This window comes from Draconibacterium sp. IB214405, assembly GCF_033963885.1.
Lineage (GTDB): Bacteria > Bacteroidota > Bacteroidia > Bacteroidales > Prolixibacteraceae > Draconibacterium.
Genome location: NZ_JAXBMA010000002.1, coordinates 151,598 through 169,009, shown reverse-complemented (window position 1 = coordinate 169,009; position 17,412 = coordinate 151,598). Strand labels below are relative to the sequence as shown.

13 protein-coding genes are annotated in these 17,412 nt (G+C 42.9%); all 13 read right to left on the bottom strand.

Going from position 1 to position 17,412, the window contains the following annotated elements; genetic code table 11:
- Positions 1-13: 13 nt before the first annotated feature.
- Positions 14-1,681, bottom strand: a complete 1,668-nt coding sequence (locus tag SLH46_RS07155) for a carboxylesterase/lipase family protein (protein ID WP_320280485.1) — start codon at positions 1,679-1,681, stop codon at positions 14-16.
- 23 nt (positions 1,682-1,704) lie between these two features.
- Positions 1,705-3,384, bottom strand: coding sequence for a carboxylesterase/lipase family protein (locus SLH46_RS07150; protein WP_320280484.1), 1,680 nt, complete (start codon positions 3,382-3,384; stop codon positions 1,705-1,707).
- Positions 3,385-3,408: 24 nt separating this feature from the next.
- The gene (locus SLH46_RS07145) at positions 3,409-4,581 is read right to left on the bottom strand and encodes an esterase (RefSeq protein WP_320280483.1); all 1,173 of its coding nucleotides are present in this window, start codon (positions 4,579-4,581) and stop codon (positions 3,409-3,411) included.
- Positions 4,582-4,619: 38 nt separating this feature from the next.
- Entirely contained in the window at positions 4,620-5,744 is a 1,125-nt protein-coding gene (locus tag SLH46_RS07140) for an esterase (RefSeq protein WP_320280482.1), read from the bottom strand.
- Positions 5,745-5,821: 77 nt separating this feature from the next.
- The gene (locus tag SLH46_RS07135; protein ID WP_320280481.1) at positions 5,822-6,928 is read right to left on the bottom strand and encodes an alpha/beta hydrolase-fold protein; all 1,107 of its coding nucleotides are present in this window, start codon (positions 6,926-6,928) and stop codon (positions 5,822-5,824) included.
- Positions 6,929-6,943: 15 nt separating this feature from the next.
- Positions 6,944-8,125, bottom strand: coding sequence for an esterase (locus SLH46_RS07130; protein ID WP_320280480.1), 1,182 nt, complete (start codon positions 8,123-8,125; stop codon positions 6,944-6,946).
- Between the two features lie 23 nt (positions 8,126-8,148).
- Entirely contained in the window at positions 8,149-9,861 is a 1,713-nt protein-coding gene (locus SLH46_RS07125) for an alpha/beta hydrolase-fold protein (protein ID WP_320280479.1), read from the bottom strand.
- Between the two features lie 43 nt (positions 9,862-9,904).
- Positions 9,905-11,071: an alpha/beta hydrolase-fold protein gene (locus tag SLH46_RS07120; protein WP_320280478.1), complete on the bottom strand. Its 1,167-nt coding sequence runs from the start codon at positions 11,069-11,071 to the stop codon at positions 9,905-9,907.
- Between the two features lie 16 nt (positions 11,072-11,087).
- Complete coding sequence (locus tag SLH46_RS07115) at positions 11,088-12,725, bottom strand: carboxylesterase/lipase family protein (protein WP_320280477.1); 1,638 nt, start codon at positions 12,723-12,725, stop codon at positions 11,088-11,090.
- 11 nt (positions 12,726-12,736) lie between these two features.
- Positions 12,737-13,924, bottom strand: a complete 1,188-nt coding sequence (locus SLH46_RS07110; RefSeq protein WP_320280476.1) for an esterase — start codon at positions 13,922-13,924, stop codon at positions 12,737-12,739.
- Between the two features lie 17 nt (positions 13,925-13,941).
- Positions 13,942-15,111: an esterase gene (locus tag SLH46_RS07105; protein WP_320280475.1), complete on the bottom strand. Its 1,170-nt coding sequence runs from the start codon at positions 15,109-15,111 to the stop codon at positions 13,942-13,944.
- 139 nt (positions 15,112-15,250) lie between these two features.
- The gene (locus SLH46_RS07100) at positions 15,251-16,261 is read right to left on the bottom strand and encodes an amidohydrolase family protein (protein ID WP_320280474.1); all 1,011 of its coding nucleotides are present in this window, start codon (positions 16,259-16,261) and stop codon (positions 15,251-15,253) included.
- A gap of 152 nt (positions 16,262-16,413) precedes the next feature.
- Positions 16,414-17,409 carry an amidohydrolase family protein gene (locus tag SLH46_RS07095; RefSeq protein WP_320280473.1) on the bottom strand — a complete coding sequence of 332 codons (996 nt, stop codon included), beginning with the start codon at positions 17,407-17,409 and terminating at the stop codon, positions 16,414-16,416.
- Positions 17,410-17,412 lie beyond the last annotated feature (3 nt).

The following is a 17,412-nucleotide window of genomic DNA, read 5'->3' as shown; positions in this document are numbered from 1 at the left end:
CCCCTTTTTCCGATTAAAATAAGCTTTGTTGTGGTACCGAAGTCGCCACTTCAATTAATTCTTTATCGTGGTTATAAACCAGTTCCGACTCATCGTCGAACAACATAGTAGCTCCGCTGTCTGTTGTAAAAGGCTCCCATTCCGGCATAGCATCACTGTTCGGATTACCGGTATGAGCAAAGGTAGACCATGTTTTACTTAGTTTCTCCGCCAAAGCATAGGCTTCGGGTGTTCCTCCGTTGTACTCTTCAGTCCGGTAGATATTATTAAAAACAAAAGCAATTTCCATGCAGTGACCGGATTTTAACATGCCATCCAAATGCGGTGCGCTCCACTTAAATACATAATTGTAAATTGGTGCGCCACCAGGAACCGATGCTTTCAACTTCACAAAATCCAGAAGTCTTGGTCGGAACATCATATCTACATCGGTCATATCAGAAGGCATTTTTGTATTAGGATATGCCTTTTTGAAAGCAGCAATATAAGAATCCGCTTTGTCGCCATACTTTTCTTTCAGATACTCAACCACTGTAGCTTCATCAGCCGTCAGCATTCCTGCAGGTGCACCAAAACCACCAAATTCAACTTTATTTGATCCCATAATAACCGGGATATCTTTGGCTAAGTCCTCAGCCCCCGGAGTACCTGGTTGGAACGGAATAAAATCGCCATCGCAAACTGGTCCCCAGCCAACACGTCCACCACCTTCGGCAGCCACTTTTGCCAGCGCTGCGTTTCCGGCTGCCAGCAATTTGTCGTAAGGAACATCCTTTAATTTTTCAACTTCATTTTTCGCCAAACCCAGCTCTTCGAGAATTGCCGGACCAACTTTTTTTGTTAACTCTTTATTGGCAAACTGACCACCGCCACCACTTTGCATAATGGCTTTATGAAATAATCCTTTCGCCGAAGGAGTGTACAACATAGTGGTCACTTTACCGCCACCACCCGACTGGCCAAAAATGGTAACATTACCTGGATCGCCGCCAAAGTTTGTTATGTTGTTGTGTACCCATTCCAGAGCAGCCACAACATCCATCATTCCAACATTGGCCGACTGTGCATATTTTTCGTCAACTGCTGACAAATCCAGAAAACCCAGAACATTTAAACGATGGTTAATAGAAACAACCACCACATCGCCGGTTCGGCTTAAATTCTCGCCATCGTAACTTGGCAACTCACATGATGACCCGGCGGTGTAACCGCCACCATGCAACCAAACCATAACGGGTCGCTTTTTACCGTCGTTTACTCCCGGCGACCAAACGTTTAAGTTCTGACAAGCATCTTCTTTCATGAACCAGAAGTTGTGCTGTTGTGCAAACTCCATTTCGTCATTCAGGATCATGGAAGCGACATTGATCGGACACACAGGCCCATACGATCTGGAACTTCTTACTCCTTCCCACGCATCAGGTTTTTCCGGTGGCATAAAGCGCTCAGCTTTCGCATACGGAATGCCCTTATAATTGTAAACGCCTTTGTGTACATAACCAATTACATCGCCTGATTCTGTTGAAACCTGTGCTGTTTCACTGTCGGCATTCATTGGGTGTGAACCAGGAGTTACGTAAGGATCGCTACTCACATTTTGAGTTGATGTATTTTGACAAGACGTAAATAGAATTACACCCGCCAACAATCCATAAAAAGCTGTTGTTCTTTTCAAATTCATATTGTTTTACTTTTTGGGATTATTTAAAGCATTTCACGACCTTCTCTATCCGGATCATTCTTCACCTCGCAAACATCGTTCAATATCATAAGCTCTCCATTCTCAACAGAGAATTGTGGCCATTCAGGTAAAGTTTCGCAATTTGGATTACCGGTTTTCATAAATGCAAGCAATGCATCCGACATTTTTTCTGACAACTTACGAGGACGAGCGCCACCACCTGTATGCGTTAACATCAGATCGGTATTGTAGAACCAGAAACAAATATCAAGGCAGTGGAATGCCCGCATCCGGTTATTAAACATTGGTGGCTCCCAACCAAACCAGGCCATATAAATTGGTGCCGCCTGATTGCTTTTGGCAGTCGCTGTTTCTACAGCCCCTTTCCGGTTACTGGCTACCAATGTCATAATTTCAATTGGTTTAGCATCCGGAAATACTTTTGCATATGCATCGTATACGGCAGGTGCTTTGTCGCCTAAACCACCTCTGAATCCGGCACGTTCCTTCAACATTTCTTTGGCCTCATCAGCTGTCATTTTTTCCATTTCGGGCATCGTACGCGCCATTCCCCACTCGTGGAAAGTAGTACAGATCATCATTGGCACACCCGAAGACACACCTCCCGATTCAGAATAAAATTTCCCCTTTGGTATATTCACACCATCGGCAACCGGTGCAAATCCCATTCGCATTAATCCGCTTCCACCTTCTTCCTGCATCATTTTCTGACTGGCTTTATTGGCAATCAGAATGTATTCTTTCCATGGGATTTCCTGTAGTTTATCAATTTCCGAAGGTTTTAAACCAGCTTCTTTCAGCACATATTCTCCCAGCTTTTGGGCATAGCCCTGATCCATTCCCTGTGTTGTTGAACCACTTAAAGGAACTGCTTTATGCACCAATCCTGCTGCAGCAGGCATGGCTGCTACTGTACAAACTTTTGCTCCTCCACCCGACTGGCCCATGATGGTAACATTTCCAGGATCGCCACCAAAATTGGCAATATTTTCATTCACCCATTCCAGTGCGGCCACCATATCAAGTGCACCAACATTACCTGAATCTTTATATTTTTCGCCACCTACTCCTGAAAGATCAGAAAAACCAATAGGTCCCAGGCGGTGATTAATCGAAACAAAAACAACGTCGCCTTTTCGGCTCAGGTTCTCACCCATGTATCCATCCTGCTCAATGCCATTACCGTTGGTGTAACCACCACCATGCAACCATACGATTACGGGGCGTTTGTTGGCATCAAGAGCCGGTGTCCAGACATTCAGTTTCAAACAGTCTTCGCTTACATCGTCGTAGTTCCAATGATCAACAAACGAAGAGTAAGCATTGGCATAACGACCATCCATTAACTGAGGGGCGGTATTTCCAAACCACACCGTTGGTTTGATATCGTCCCATGGTTCAGGTTTTTGAGGTGGCATAAAACGGTTTTTACCACTGGTATCTGCACCATAAGGAATACCTCTGAACTGCGTGATTCCACGAAGTATAAATCCTTTTACTTTGCCGTAAGCTGTGTCTGCAATGGCAATATCATCTCCAATAAAAAGTATTTGCTCATCATCATCGGTTGTTGCCGATTCAGCAGGTGCTGCACATGATGCCAACGGAAGTGTTGAAGCCAGGCCAAATCCAGCTGCTCCGGCTCCCATAGTTTGAAAAAAGTTTCGTCTATTAGTCTTCATAATTTATTGGTTTTAGTGAAAATTTTATTTGAATAATAATGGTGCTAATTCTTTTAGGCAAACACGCCAGGTATCCCAGTTATGACCACCTACTTCGCCAAAATAAATATGCTCCATGTCCATTTCATCGAGTCCTTTCAGTAAACGCTCTGCATTTGCCCAGGCCATATCGGTTTCGCCACAGCCAACCCAGTACAATTTGTAACCGGCATCTTTAATTGGAGTAAGTTCTGCTTTAACATCGCGTTCAGGTGTAAATCCCATGCTCAGCACACCAATGTAATCGAATAACTCGGGATGACGAGGCGTGGTGTAAAGCGTATAAATTCCGCCCATCGACAAACCTGCAATGGCACGCGATTCTTTCTTTTTAATGACATTATAATGCGATTCAACATATGGAATAATGTCTTCAACCAAGTCTTTTGTGTAGTTACCGCCCGAATGCAATTCTTCCGATTCCATACCCAATGAGAAAATTGATGGACCAGGCAGTTTATCCATTACATCCTGAGCAGCCAAACTGTTTGGATCCGCATTGGGCATCACTACAATCATCGGTTCAGCTTTTCCCTGTGCAATTAGGTTATCAAGAATCTGACACGCTCTGCCGAGTGTTGGCCACGCATCTTCATCGCCGCCGCCTCCGTGTTGGAGATAAAAAACCGGATATTTTTTGTTGGACTCACCGTATCCGTACGGCGTGTAAACCGACATTCTGCGTTCGGCTCCAAAAGCATTTGATGGATACCAAACTTTTGAAAGTGTGCCTTTTTTTGCTTCTGCTTCCAGGAAAAGATCACTTTTTTCGCCGGCAATAATAAAATAGTTGGTAAAGTTTTGCCCGTCGCGAACAGTTTTCACATTGCTCGGATCAAGCATCTTTTGTCCATCAACGGTAAACGTGTACGAACAATAATCAGGGGATACATCTTTTACGGTGTATTCCCAAACGCCACCTTCGCCTTCCACCATTTCCACCGGTGCAGGAACCGACATTTTTCCCATTGGAGTTTCTATTTCCTTTTTGGGAAGAAAGTCTCCGTTCAACTCAACTTTAATCGCTTTAGGTGCCCTTAAACGGAAAGTGACGTCGGTGCCGTTTATTTCCGGAGACACCAATGGCGGCGCTCCAAACTGGGCAAATAAATTAATTGCAAAAAGCAGTGTTAGTAGTGAAAGAATTGTTCGTTTCATTGATTAAATTTTTTGATTGATTTTAATTCTGTTATCTTTTATTTAAATAATAATTGCAGAAAATTACGGAGCGAATGCTTCCAGACTTTCCACTCGTGTGTTCCTTCAAAAGTTTCGTAAATTACGTCCAGATCGTTGGCTTTAAACTGATCTACAACTTTATTTGTGTGCTCTAAACGTGGGTCCTGCTCGCCACACGACAGGTAAAAAAGATCGAGCTCATTATTGAAATCAGAAGATTTTGTCAGTATGCCCGGAATTTCTTTTTCTGCGTCAAACTCAACTCCGGGTATTCCTCCAAAAATGCCAGAACTGAATGAACCAATCCAGTCGAATTTATCCACGTTTTTAAGTCCGATATAAAACGACTGTCCGCCACCCATTGAAAGGCCGGCAATCGCCCGATTCTTTTGATCGGTGTAAACCTTGTATTCTTTCTCAATTTGAGGAATTACATCGTTGAATAATTCGTTGCCGATTATGGAAATACCTTCTTCACCGTAAGCTCCGCCTTCTGTTTGTTTTTCTACGTTGCCGTTGGTCATCACCACAAGCATTGGAACAATTTTATTTTCGGCATATAAATTATCAAGGATTTCAGCAGCACAGCCTTCTATGTACCACGAAGTCTGGTTACCACCACCTCCGTGACGCAGGTAAAACACCGGATATTTTTTTGAAGGATCAAAACCGGGAGGAGTGTATACATATAATTTGCGATCGACTTCCTGTGTGGTAGAAAAATATTTGTGAACGTGAATGATTCCGTGGGGTACATCCTTAACTTCATCGAAACGAAGTGGATTACCCGGTACATTTACCAAACTCCAGTCGGGCGCCTGCCCCACCTGCATTTTAGGATTAGCCGGATCAAGAACTTTTAATCCGTCAACAAAAAAAGCATAGGTGTACATTTCAGGTTCAACCGGCCCAACAGTTGTACTCCAAACTCCTTCTTCATTTTTTTCCATTGGATAGTTTTTCATATTAAAAAATACGGACACTTCGTTTGCTTTAGGTGCCTTAATCGAAAAAGTGATACCGGATTCATCATTCACCACCGGCGATTTTATACGTGGTCCGAATTGGGCAAATACATTCAAACTGATCAACAGAATGATGGCAAAACTGACAAATCGGAGAAGGTGTTTTTTTATTGTCATTTTATTGATTTAAAGGTTTGTCAATTCTTAGAAAATAAAAAAAGCACACCACGAATGATGTACTTTTTATTCCATTTTTACTTAAATAATACCGGAGCAAAATTTTTAAGATCGTTTCTCCAAACAAGCCAGCTATGTCCGCCTGGCATTTCACTAAATTCGTATTTTATACCGTTTTTCTCAAAAACCGTCAACATTGCCTCGCCATTTTTATAGGCTATATCTTCAGGGCCTCCCTGTGTAAATTTCAGAAGCTTTACTGTTTTCTCTAAGGTAGGAGCAATTTCCGCCAGACGTTTATCGCCCGTTTCAAACATCTCCTTATTATTGGCAAACCACCCCGAGCTCATCACATTGATGTAGCCAAACAAATTTGGATGTGCCATAAATGATTCCAACACTTCCAGACCTCCCATTGAAAGCCCTGCCAGCGCACGATGATCGGCATCGGTGTACACATTGTAATTCGATTCGATGTAAGGAATAATATCATTTACAAAATCTTTTACGAATAGGCTTACATCCATACCACCGTCGGGCATTACCACGATCATTTCCTTGCATTTTCCTTCAGCCAGCAGGTTGTCCATTATAATTCCTGCACGTCCTACTCCCGGCCATGCCATTTCGCTGTCGCCACCGCCATGAATCAGATAAAACACAGGCAATTTATTGTTTTTTGCATTGTAACCCGGAGGTGTCCAAACCTGCATGTTGCGCATAGTTCCCGTAGTTTCAGAATAATATTGAATAGCAGAAACAGCACCGTGAGGTACATCCTTACGAACAGCAAAAAATTCTTCTTCACCATTTGGAAGAACATCAACTAAAGCTGAAGTTTTGTAAGCATCCAGTGCTTTTGGATCGTATACTTTCACACCGTCTACTACAAAATTGTAACGATAGGTTCCGGCCTTGGCATTCGGAACTGTTATTGTCCACACGCCATTTTTCGCTTTTTCACTTTTGAGTTCGGTTCCCCAAGGAACAATATCACCACCCAAAGTCACCTTTTCCGCTTCGGGCGCATAAATTTTGAATGCCACATCCCCGTTTTCCAAAACCGTTGTTGATTGTATAGAATCATTTGGTGTTGGTGTTCGGCTAAACATTTGGGCCTGCACAGCCGAAGTAAAAAATACAGCCAAAAGGCCAACCATTAATTTTGTTCTTAAATTATTCATTATGAATTGATTTGATTATTTAAAAAGAAGAGGGGCAAAATCGGACAAATATGTTCTCCAGTTGGCCCAGGTATGTCCACCATCAGTTTCAATATATTTGTATTGAAAATCGTAACCGTCGAGCGTTTCCCGAAGATGTTCCACGCTTTTGTATAAGAAATCTTCCTTCCCGCAGTATATCCGGTAAACTTTATAACCTCCGTTTTTAAGCTTCTCAATATTGTCTTCGTATTCTTTGTGGTAAGTATCGGTATCAAGTCCGAACAAGTCTCCTTCAAGCAATCCTACGCTCATTACACCGAAATAGGCAAAAAGTGTTGGATTTGCGAGAGCAATTCGCTGAGTTTGTAGTCCACCCATCGACAAACCGGTTACAGCCCTGTTTTTCGGATCTGCCAAAACACGATAATGCTTTTCAACGTACGGGATCACATCTTTAACCAAACTAACTTCAAACTTGCCACTTCCCATTCCAACGGCAGGACCGTTGTTCAGTGTTTCTTTACTTGATTTTTCAGTAAGTGCAGCTTTTTGACCGGGATTTCCGTTGGTCATCACCACAATCATCGGTTTGGCTTTACCGGCAGCAATCAGGTTATCCAGAATGTAATTTGCACGCCCCAAAGAAGTCCAGGCATCTTCATCGCCACCACCGCCGTGGAGTAAGTAAAGAACAGGATATTTTGTTTTGCTGTCCTCGTATCCAGGAGGCGTATACACATACATTCGGCGTTTTAATTCAAGCGTTGGCGAATCGTACCATACTTTTGCAAGTGTACCGTGTGGAACATCGTTTACATCAAAAATATCAGAGCCTTCTCCCGGAATGATCAGTGTACTCGCATACCTGCTTCCATCGCGCATGGCCTTTGGATTTTTCGGATCGAGAATGTTAACACCATCCAAAATTACATTGTAGTGGTACATCGAAGGTTCAAGCGGACCTACTGTTGTGGTCCAGATTCCTTCAGCGTTTTTAGTGAGTTCAATATTAGTTCCACCAACCCAACTACCAACAAGAGCGACAGAAGAGGCCGTTGGAGAATATACATTGAACGTTACTTCGTTATTTTTTGCAATTACAGGCGACTCATATTGAGGTCCTTGTTGCCTTGAAATTTCCTGGGCGTTCGCTGCAAAGAAACAGAAGAAGCCGACAAACAGGACAGAAAAATATTTCGAGATTTTGTTGTTCATATTTTTTAGATCTTAGTAATTGATTATTTCAGCGTAACTACGCCTGATGATTTTAATTTTGATTTTTCGGTTTCCGGAATTTCCCAGTTATTGTCGAAATACCCTGAACTGATCACATTATCCGGAGTACCTTTGAAAAGGATAAAGTCAGGAAGTCCGTCCAGTGCTCCACCTTTTCCGGGCGATAAACTAAATCCACCCTGTCCTTCAGCAGCTGCCTTTGGAGTCCACCAGGGCAATCCGGAGTTGATCAACACATAATGTCCGTTCATCGGATAGATGTAAACCAGCCCGTAACCGTCGCCATCTTCGTTTAACTGAACCGGCAGCCTGTCTTCATATTTTTTAATGATGCTGTTTGTTTCCGCCGTTCCGAACAAAACAAGATTTGAGGTTTCATAATCGCTCTGGCGAACAGCATTATCTGCCATGTACCGTGGAAAAATCATTACTCTTCCAATCCAACCACGATCTACAGCCCAGTCTGCTGCATGCGTTGCATCGGCTTGACGGGTTTGTAACTCTTCACGCGAAGGTTCTCCCTGTGTGCCGTACACATAGATATGATTACTCTGCAACGCCGCAGACAGTGGTCCTTCCGCACCCTTTTTCTTTGAGAACCTGTTAGGTGTGAATTTCTTATTTTTCCAGTCACCGTTCTCTTTGCTAAATGAAACTGCACCTGCTGTTTTTACTGCAAATGCTTTTCCATCGACTTTTACACTTACTTTTGAATCTGCATTAAACATCGAATGTCCATCCAGTTTCAGGGTGAAAGCCAACAATTCGGTCGTTGTAATTTCTATTTGATTGTCGCCTGTAAACTTAGCATCGATTGATGCCTGAACTCCCGGAACCAGGTTATCGAAAGTCACCCAGTAAGCTTTGTCGTATTTAAAGGCAGAAGTTGTAAACTTTACTTCATTCGGAAACATATCGCGTTTAAATTGGGCAAACCAGTCGAAAATAAAACCATCCTCGAAAGCATATTCCCAGCTGTTATGTGCAATACCCGGATAAATAACGTATTCCACATCAACACCTATCGATTTAAAATTTTCGTACCACGCATCAGAGGTTGTCATCAATCCATCGCGGTCGCCCACAAAAAGGTGGACAGGAATGTTCGAAGCATTCATAGCCAGTTTATCCGTTCCTGCCGGAGGTGCAGGACAAACGGGTGCAATGGCTGCAAACATATCCGGATGCGTTAATCCTACCCAAAGTGTTCCGCCGCCCCCCATCGATAAACCGGTGAGGTAAGTTCTGTCTTCATCTATAGAGAATTTACTTTTTACATCGGCGAGCATATCAAAAACATCCTGTTCAGGAATTCCCTGATAACCGGCTGTTCCGCGTGCAAAAGGCGCAACAACAATGTAATCTACCGGATCCAGCTCCGGATAAAAACGGGTAACCTCCAGGTCGGTTTGTGCCGGCGTAAAACCCGGTGTTCCAAATTCTGGCCCTTGAATATTTCCTTCACCAAAAGCACGTCGTAAACCAAGACGATGATTTGACATCGCTCCATGAAGAAAAATTACGAGCGGGTATTTTTTCGTTTCATCAAAATTCTCAGGAATATAAATCGCGTAAGGCTGATTACTTTCATCAACAGATGATAAAAAAGTCATGTCCTGTGGTCCGGATTTGTATCGTTGTCCGAAAGTGCTGACCGGATTTAACAAAAGTACCACAACAAAAACGCTTAAACATATTAGATTTAGTTTCTTCATGATATTTAGTTTTAGGTAGTAATTTAATTCACGAATATGCTATTTATTCCTGCCACAGTTTAGGCAAAAACTTATAATAAAGCAGGTGTTTCCAGGTGATAAAATCGTGAGCCCCGGCACTGCCTACATAAAATTCGTGTTCGATATTTTTTTCTTCAAAAGTTTGGTGCATCAGCGTTTGGCGCGATTCCGGTGTAGTTTCGTTGGTTCCGGCACCAACAAACAGGTAATCGATTTTTTCGTTGATTTTCGGATCATCCAGTACGCTCGGTTTTATCAAATCCAGCGATTCTGCAGCACTTAAAATTCCAATGGAACCAAAAACATCGAGGTTATTCAAACCAATGATTTGAGCATGACGCCCGCCCATCGACAAGCCGGAAATAGCACGGTTATGTTTATCTGCTTTCACACTGTAATTCGCTTCAATAAAAGGAATTACTTCCTGCAGCATTTCATCGTTAAACTTCGGAAAACTTATTTCGGTGTGTTTTGGATCCATGCGATGCACCACCTGGTTATTTGGCATAGCTATGATCATTGGAACGGCTGTTCCGTCGGCGATCATATTGTCCATAATAAAATTCACGCGTCCTGTAAGCATCCAGGTTGAAGCTACTTCTCCTGAACCTCCGAATAAATACAGCACCGGGTATTTTTTCGAATTGTCGTAACCCGGAGGTGTGTAAACATACATTTCACGCTGTCCGTTGGTTACATCCGATTGATAAATATGACGTGTAATCGATCCGTGCGGAACATCTTTAGCATCGTACCAGGCCGGTCCGTCGCCATGAACAACCAGAACGCTGTAATCCGGCTGGTTCGCAAATCCTACATAGGTATTAGCAGGATCGACAATACGAACGCCATCCACAATAAAGTTGTACTTATATATTTCGGGAGTTACCGGACCAACAGTCCCACTCCACAAGCCATCTTCTCCTTTCGTAAGTTTGATAGGATCCTGGCTTTTCATACCACGCATTACTGTTCCCGACACAAAAACTTCTTTAGCCTGGGGAGCTTTCAGTCGAAATGTAACCATATGGTCGTCGGAAACTTCAGGAGAGATCGTATTGGCCATAAAAGGTATTAATGTTCCTCCTGCTCGTTGTGGTGCCCAATCGAGGTTTATATGAGCCTGTTGTGCGCTCATTTCCAGCACCAGTAAAAACAATACAAATACAACAGAAAATTTTTTAGGCATGATTAGTTGTTATCGATTATTTCTGAATACTAAGCCACATCTCGCGAACCGTTTTGTAGCGGTCGTTGATCACAGAACATTGTGCATCAATTCGCATCAACGAACGGTCTTGTAAATTAAAAGCCGGCCAATCAGGCTGACCTTCGGCACTCGGTTTTCCGTTACGTGCAAAATTTGTCCACAACGAAGTAAAGTTTTTGGAGGCCTCAAAACGATCCTCTTTTGTTCCGGCCATTCCTCCTTCAACATTGTAAAATTTAAATGGTATATCCAGCGCGTGCATCGTACCTGCTTCAAATTCGGTTCCCGGTATTTTCATGTTCGATTTGTAACCGAAATTGTACAAATAAGCAGGAGCTCCGCCTTGTTTGGTCTTTCGCTCTGCAATTGTAATCGATCCCAAGCCCATCATCATGATCGAGCGAATAGCGATAAAAATTTCGCCCGGTGTTTTATCCGGGTAAGCTTCGTGGTATGTTTTTCTGATCAGTTCGGCATCAGTGCCAAAATCTTTTTCCAGACGGCTTTTCAACTCATCTTCGGAAATAGTGAAAACACCACTGTCGCCACCAACCATTGCAAAAAAGATGTACTCATCTTCATTCCAGCCTGTTAATAAAGGTTTGTCTTTTGAAATATCGGGAGCTGTTGGTTCGAATGGGTGATTTGGTAATACCACACCATCCTTCACGGCACCAAAACCACCTACGCCGGAGTTTCCGATTCCATAAAATCCTCCCGAACGTCCACTTGGTTTTCGTGGCAATTTGGCCGACGCTTCCAACAATTTTTCGGCAGGTATATCCAGTAATTTTTTCCAGTCGCTTTTTGAGATATTGAAATGATTCAACAGCTCGATAGTAGTTTGGGCAGCATCTTCAGCTTCGATAATTTCTACGCCTGGGCCACTTTCAATCGATGCCTTGTTAAAATACGGAGCAGCTTCGGGCATCGCATATAAACAGGAGGTTTTCATTCCTCCGCCGGATTCTCCGAAGATCATTACATTTTGCGAATCGCCGCCAAATTCTTCAATGTTTTCATTCACCCATTTTAAGGCAACAGCAATATCCTGCACGCCGCGGTTACCCGATCCCCGGTATTCTTCTCCTCCCAATTGGTCGAGGTAAAGGAATCCGAGCAAACCAAGCCGGTGGTTTGTTTCCACAACAACCACATCATACATTCGTGCCAGGTTAGCACCGTCGGCGGTTACTGCTCCTCCTGAACCAGTCTGGAATCCGCCACCATGGTTATAGACCATTACAGGGCGTTTTTTTCCATCGTTGGCAGGTGTCCAAATATTCAAGAACAGGCAGTTTTCTGCAGGTTCCGGTTCATTCAATCCGTATGTTTGACTGGGATCTTGAATTGAAGGATTTCCCAATTGGAGAGCATCCCTGACTCCGGCCCATGGTTCTACAGGGGTGGCTTTCTGAAAGCGATTTTTCCCTGAAACATCTCCGGCGTAGGGAATCCCCTTGAAGATATTCACTCCATTTTCGCGATAGCCCTTCAATTTTCCGTAAAGCGTTTCAACTATCGGGTTGTCGCCTGACGGGCTTGAGCATCCGGTTATTCCCGGTAATAAAATAATTGGTACAGTTGCAAGGGCTGTCCTTCCAATAAATTGTCTTCTTGAGAAATCCTTCATTTTATACTATTCTATTTAAATAATTTTGGTGCGAAAGTGTTAAGATAAATTCTCCAGTTCGACCAGGTATGACCGCCAGGGGTAACAAAATATTCGTGCTCCATTCCGAGATCAGTCATCATTTTATCCAATGAATTTGAAGCTTCGAAAAGGAAATCTGTATTACCACAAGCCAGGAAATACAATTTATAACCTTTTTCCTTCAACGCCAGAAATTGTTTTTCAGCTTCCTTTTTTTGTTTTTCAGCATCTTCACCACGTCCCATGCCGTAAGCCGCACTCAAAGGACAGATGTAATCGAATACGCCCGGAAACAATAACGAAGTGGAAATAGTGTGACCACCGCCCATTGAAAGACCGGCAATTGCACGTGCTTCAGGGCGTGCATCAACACGGTATGTTTTTTCGATAAAAGGAACAATATCCTGAACAATACTTTTCGGATATGAATTATTCATCCAGGCACTGCGGTCCATTGGTTTTTCCTCAATCATTAAAGTTCTGGCAGCATACTGATTTGCATTTCCGTTTGGCATTACGCAGATCATCGGTTTGGCCAGTCCTTTTTCAATCAGGTTGTCGAGAATCTGACAAGTACGGCCCATGGTACTCCATGCATCTTCGTCGCCACCGGCACCGTGTAATAAATAAAGTACCGGATAATCTTCTTTACTGTCAGCATAACCGTAAGGAGTGTAAACAAACAAACGACGTTTCATGTCGAGTGTTGGCGAATCGTACCACACCTGATTCAGATTTCCATGTTCGTTGGCCTCGTAGTAGTTTTCAGTCACTTTACCAGGTATCAACAAAACACTGAGGTAACGTGTACCGTCGCGTTGCATAAAAATATTGTTCGGATCGTTTATATTTACCCCGTCTACAACAAAACTGTAAGTGTACAATTCCGGTTCGGGAAGTGGTAATGTAATCGACCACAAACCATTTTCGCCTTTTGTCATATCAAGAGGAGCAGGAACATCCATTTCTCCCCAATTCGTTTTCATTTTTACGGTTGGTGTAAAACCTCCCGATATTTTTACAGTATCAGCATTGGGAGCCAAAAAACGAAAAGTTACTTCCGTTTTAGTGATTTCCGGTGAAACAATAGCTCCACCACCCATAAAATTAGTGAGCTCCTGCGCAAATGCCCCAACAAAAGCAAAGAGGGCAATAATTGAAAATATATATTTTTTCATTGGTTTTTATTTATGAATTATTTGAATAGAAGTTGACCAAAAGTATTCAGGTATTTACGCCAGTTGGCCCATGTATGTCCGCCATCGGTTACATAAAAAGTATGCTCCATATCGTTGCGTTTTAAGGCTGCATCAAGATTTTGAGCCATTTCCCAAACAAAGTCAGATTCGCCACAGCCAACCCAATATAATTTGTATCCGGCTTCTTTTACGCCTTGTAATTGTTTGTCAACTGTTTCAGCATCGCCGCGAACACCCATACTAAGCGGGCAGATATAATCAAAAGTTCCGGGGAACAAGCTGGTAACTGCTAATGTATGACCGCCTCCCATTGATAATCCTGACACTGCTCTGGCTTCAGGTTTGGCAATTACGCGGTAATGACCTTCGATGTATGGAATGATATCCTGCACAATACTTTTTACATAAAGATTGGCATATGCAGGATCGTTGCGGTCGTAAGTTTTTTCTTCAAGCAACTGAGTCCTTGCAGCTTGTTGTCCGGCATTTCCGTTAGGCATTACACAGATCATTGGTTTTGCCAGTCCTTTTTCAATCAGGTTGTCGAGAATCTGACGAGCGCGTCCCATTGTACTCCAGGCATCCTCGTCGCCACCACCTCCGTGAAGCAGGTATAAAACAGGATAATCTTCACCACTGGTTTCGTATCCGTAAGGCGTGTAAACAAACATACGGCGTTTTGTTCCGATAGTTGGAGAATCGTACCAAACTTTCGACAGATTACCGTGTTCATTTGCTTCAAAATAATTCTCGGTTTGTTTACCGGGAATAAGTAAAACACTCAGATAGCGTGTTCCGTCGCGTTGCATAAAAATGTTTTTCGGATCGTTCACGCTAACTCCATCCACAATAAAACTGTAGGTATACAATTCAGGTTCCGGTAGTGGAAATGAAATTGACCACAGACCGGTTTCGTCTTTCGTCATATTTACCGGGGCAGGAACATCCATTGGTCCAAACCTGGTTTCCATTTTAACTGTAGGTGTAAATCCACCAGTTATTTTTACGGTGTCGGCTTTAGGCGCCATAAAACGAAAGGTAACCTCTGTTTCACCAATTTCAGGAGAAACAATTTGAGCACCTCCCATAAAGTTTGTTAATTCCTGGGCATTGGCACCCAGTACTGCTAAAAAGCAAAAAAGTGCTAGGAAAAGTTTTTTCTTCATTTTTTTAGTTTCTTGGTTTACAAATAATTTAATTAAGTTGTGAAGATCCGGAACTCGTCCGGATCTTCTTTTCTAACTAACCAGACCATAACGTGTTGAAACACGGTCGGCTTTATATTTTCATACTTACGTTATTCGATTATTGCTGAGCAACTGGCCAGTCGAACTGGCTTTTATCCATGCGAAAAAATCTTGCCGCGTTGTTAAATAAGATGTCTCTTTTTTGTTCTTCCGATAAATACTGCGCATGTTCGATCACTCCCATAGAGGTTTCGATCATTCGTGGCCACATGATAAAATCGGTACCAAACATGATACGTTTTTCGAATCCTGCCTGAACCAAACCTTTAATATAGGCATGAATTTCATCCAGCGGATAACTCCATATCATTCCTGAAATATCAACATAAACATAGGCGTTCGCTCCCATCAATGCTTTCATTTCTTCCATTAAAGGATAACCTGCATGCATTACCCATATTTTCATTTTCGGATGACGGGCCAGCAAATCTTCCAAAAGCTCAGGATTACCTAATGAAGCTCTAAAGTTGGGGCGGGTTAAATTTGCCACTCCGTTTCCGCCGGTTCCCATGTGGATTCCAACCGGAATATTCAATTCTTCGGCCACAGCAAAATAAGGATCAAGCGAAGGATCGCTTGGCGACATTCCCTGGTATTGCGGTGCCACCTCGGCCATCACTTTGTAAAATCCACCTTCCAGCGAATCGCGGAATGCCTCAACGCTCATCGACTTTGCATTGCTGATTCCAATACCTGGAATGATTCTTCCCGGAGGCGATGCTTTAATCCAGTTTCGCAAAATTTCAGGATCGCCAAAAGCAATCATACTCATGTTTAAATCTCTGATTCGGCCAACCACTTCTTCCTGTAATTCTTCGTCACTGGCAGCAGCTGGTAGCGGATCTAAACAATCGCTGTCGAAAAACGCAGGTGGATTTTCGTCGGCAGGATCACCTCCCGGCATATCGCTTAAAAACCAGGGACACAAAGGAGCTCCCTGACCGGATACCTTCATTACATGTACGTGAACATCAAAAACCGGTTTGCGTGTTGGTTTTTCATTGGTTTGCGCGCTCAATATAAAGCCCAAACAAAACGTGAATGAAAAAAGCAAAATATATCGTTTCATTACTTAATTTTTTATTGGTTATTCATTTCTCAGAAGTTGGTTCTTTGATAAGGTCGGAGTACCTTGCCCGGCACCCCCGACCTTTCATGTATTAACATCCGATTAATACATCTATCCAAACTTCTATTGAGGAATATATTTCGTCATACATTTTATTGAGGCCAGTCGAAATCACTGTCATCCATTCTGAAAAAACGTGCTGCGTTGTTGAACAGAATATCACGTTTTTGGTCGGCTGATAAAAACTGCGAGTGTTCAATCACTCCCATCGATGTTTCAATCATACGAGGCCAGGTCATAAAGTCGGTTCCGTACATAATACGTTTTCCAAATCCGGCCTGCACCAGTCTTTTTACATAGGCTTTCACATCATCGAGCGGATAGCTCCAGATCATTCCTGAAATATCAACATAAACATAGGCGTGTGCTCCCATAAGTGCAATCATATGCTCAATCATTGGGTAACCTGCGTGCTGCACACAAACTTTAAGTTTTGGGTGTCTTGCCAGCAAATCTTCCAACAGAAACGGATCGCCCAACGAAGCGCGGTATTTTGCATTGGTAATATTGGTCATTCCGTTACCACCGGTTCCCATGTGGATACCTGCAGGAATACCCAATTCTTCGGCAACTGCGAAGTAAGGATCAAGCGACATATCGCTAGGCGACATTCCCTGATACTGCGGTGCCACCTCCGACATGTATTTGTAAAAACCACTTTCCAACGAATCGCGGAATTGTTCAACAGTTAATTGTCCGGGACTGATTCCGGGAATAATTCTTCCTTCAGGAACTTCAGCCATCCAACTGCGAATAACTCCTGGATCGCCAAAACAAACCATGGTCATATTCAAAGTTTTAATTCTGTCAGTGATCTGGTTTTTAAGGTCCTCATCACTCTCGGCTGCCGGAAGCGGGTCAAGACAATCAGAATTAAAAACATTCGAGAAATTAAACTCTTCATTCGGGTCGGCGCCGGGCATATCACTTAAAAACCATGGGCACAACGGACCTGAACCGGGTCGAACCTTTGAAACATGCACGTGCATATCGATAACGGGCATTCGGGTTACTTTATCGTCGCTTTGCCCAAAAGAAACGGTGTACACTCCAACTAGTAAAAAAGTTAATAAAAATAGATTTTTCATGTT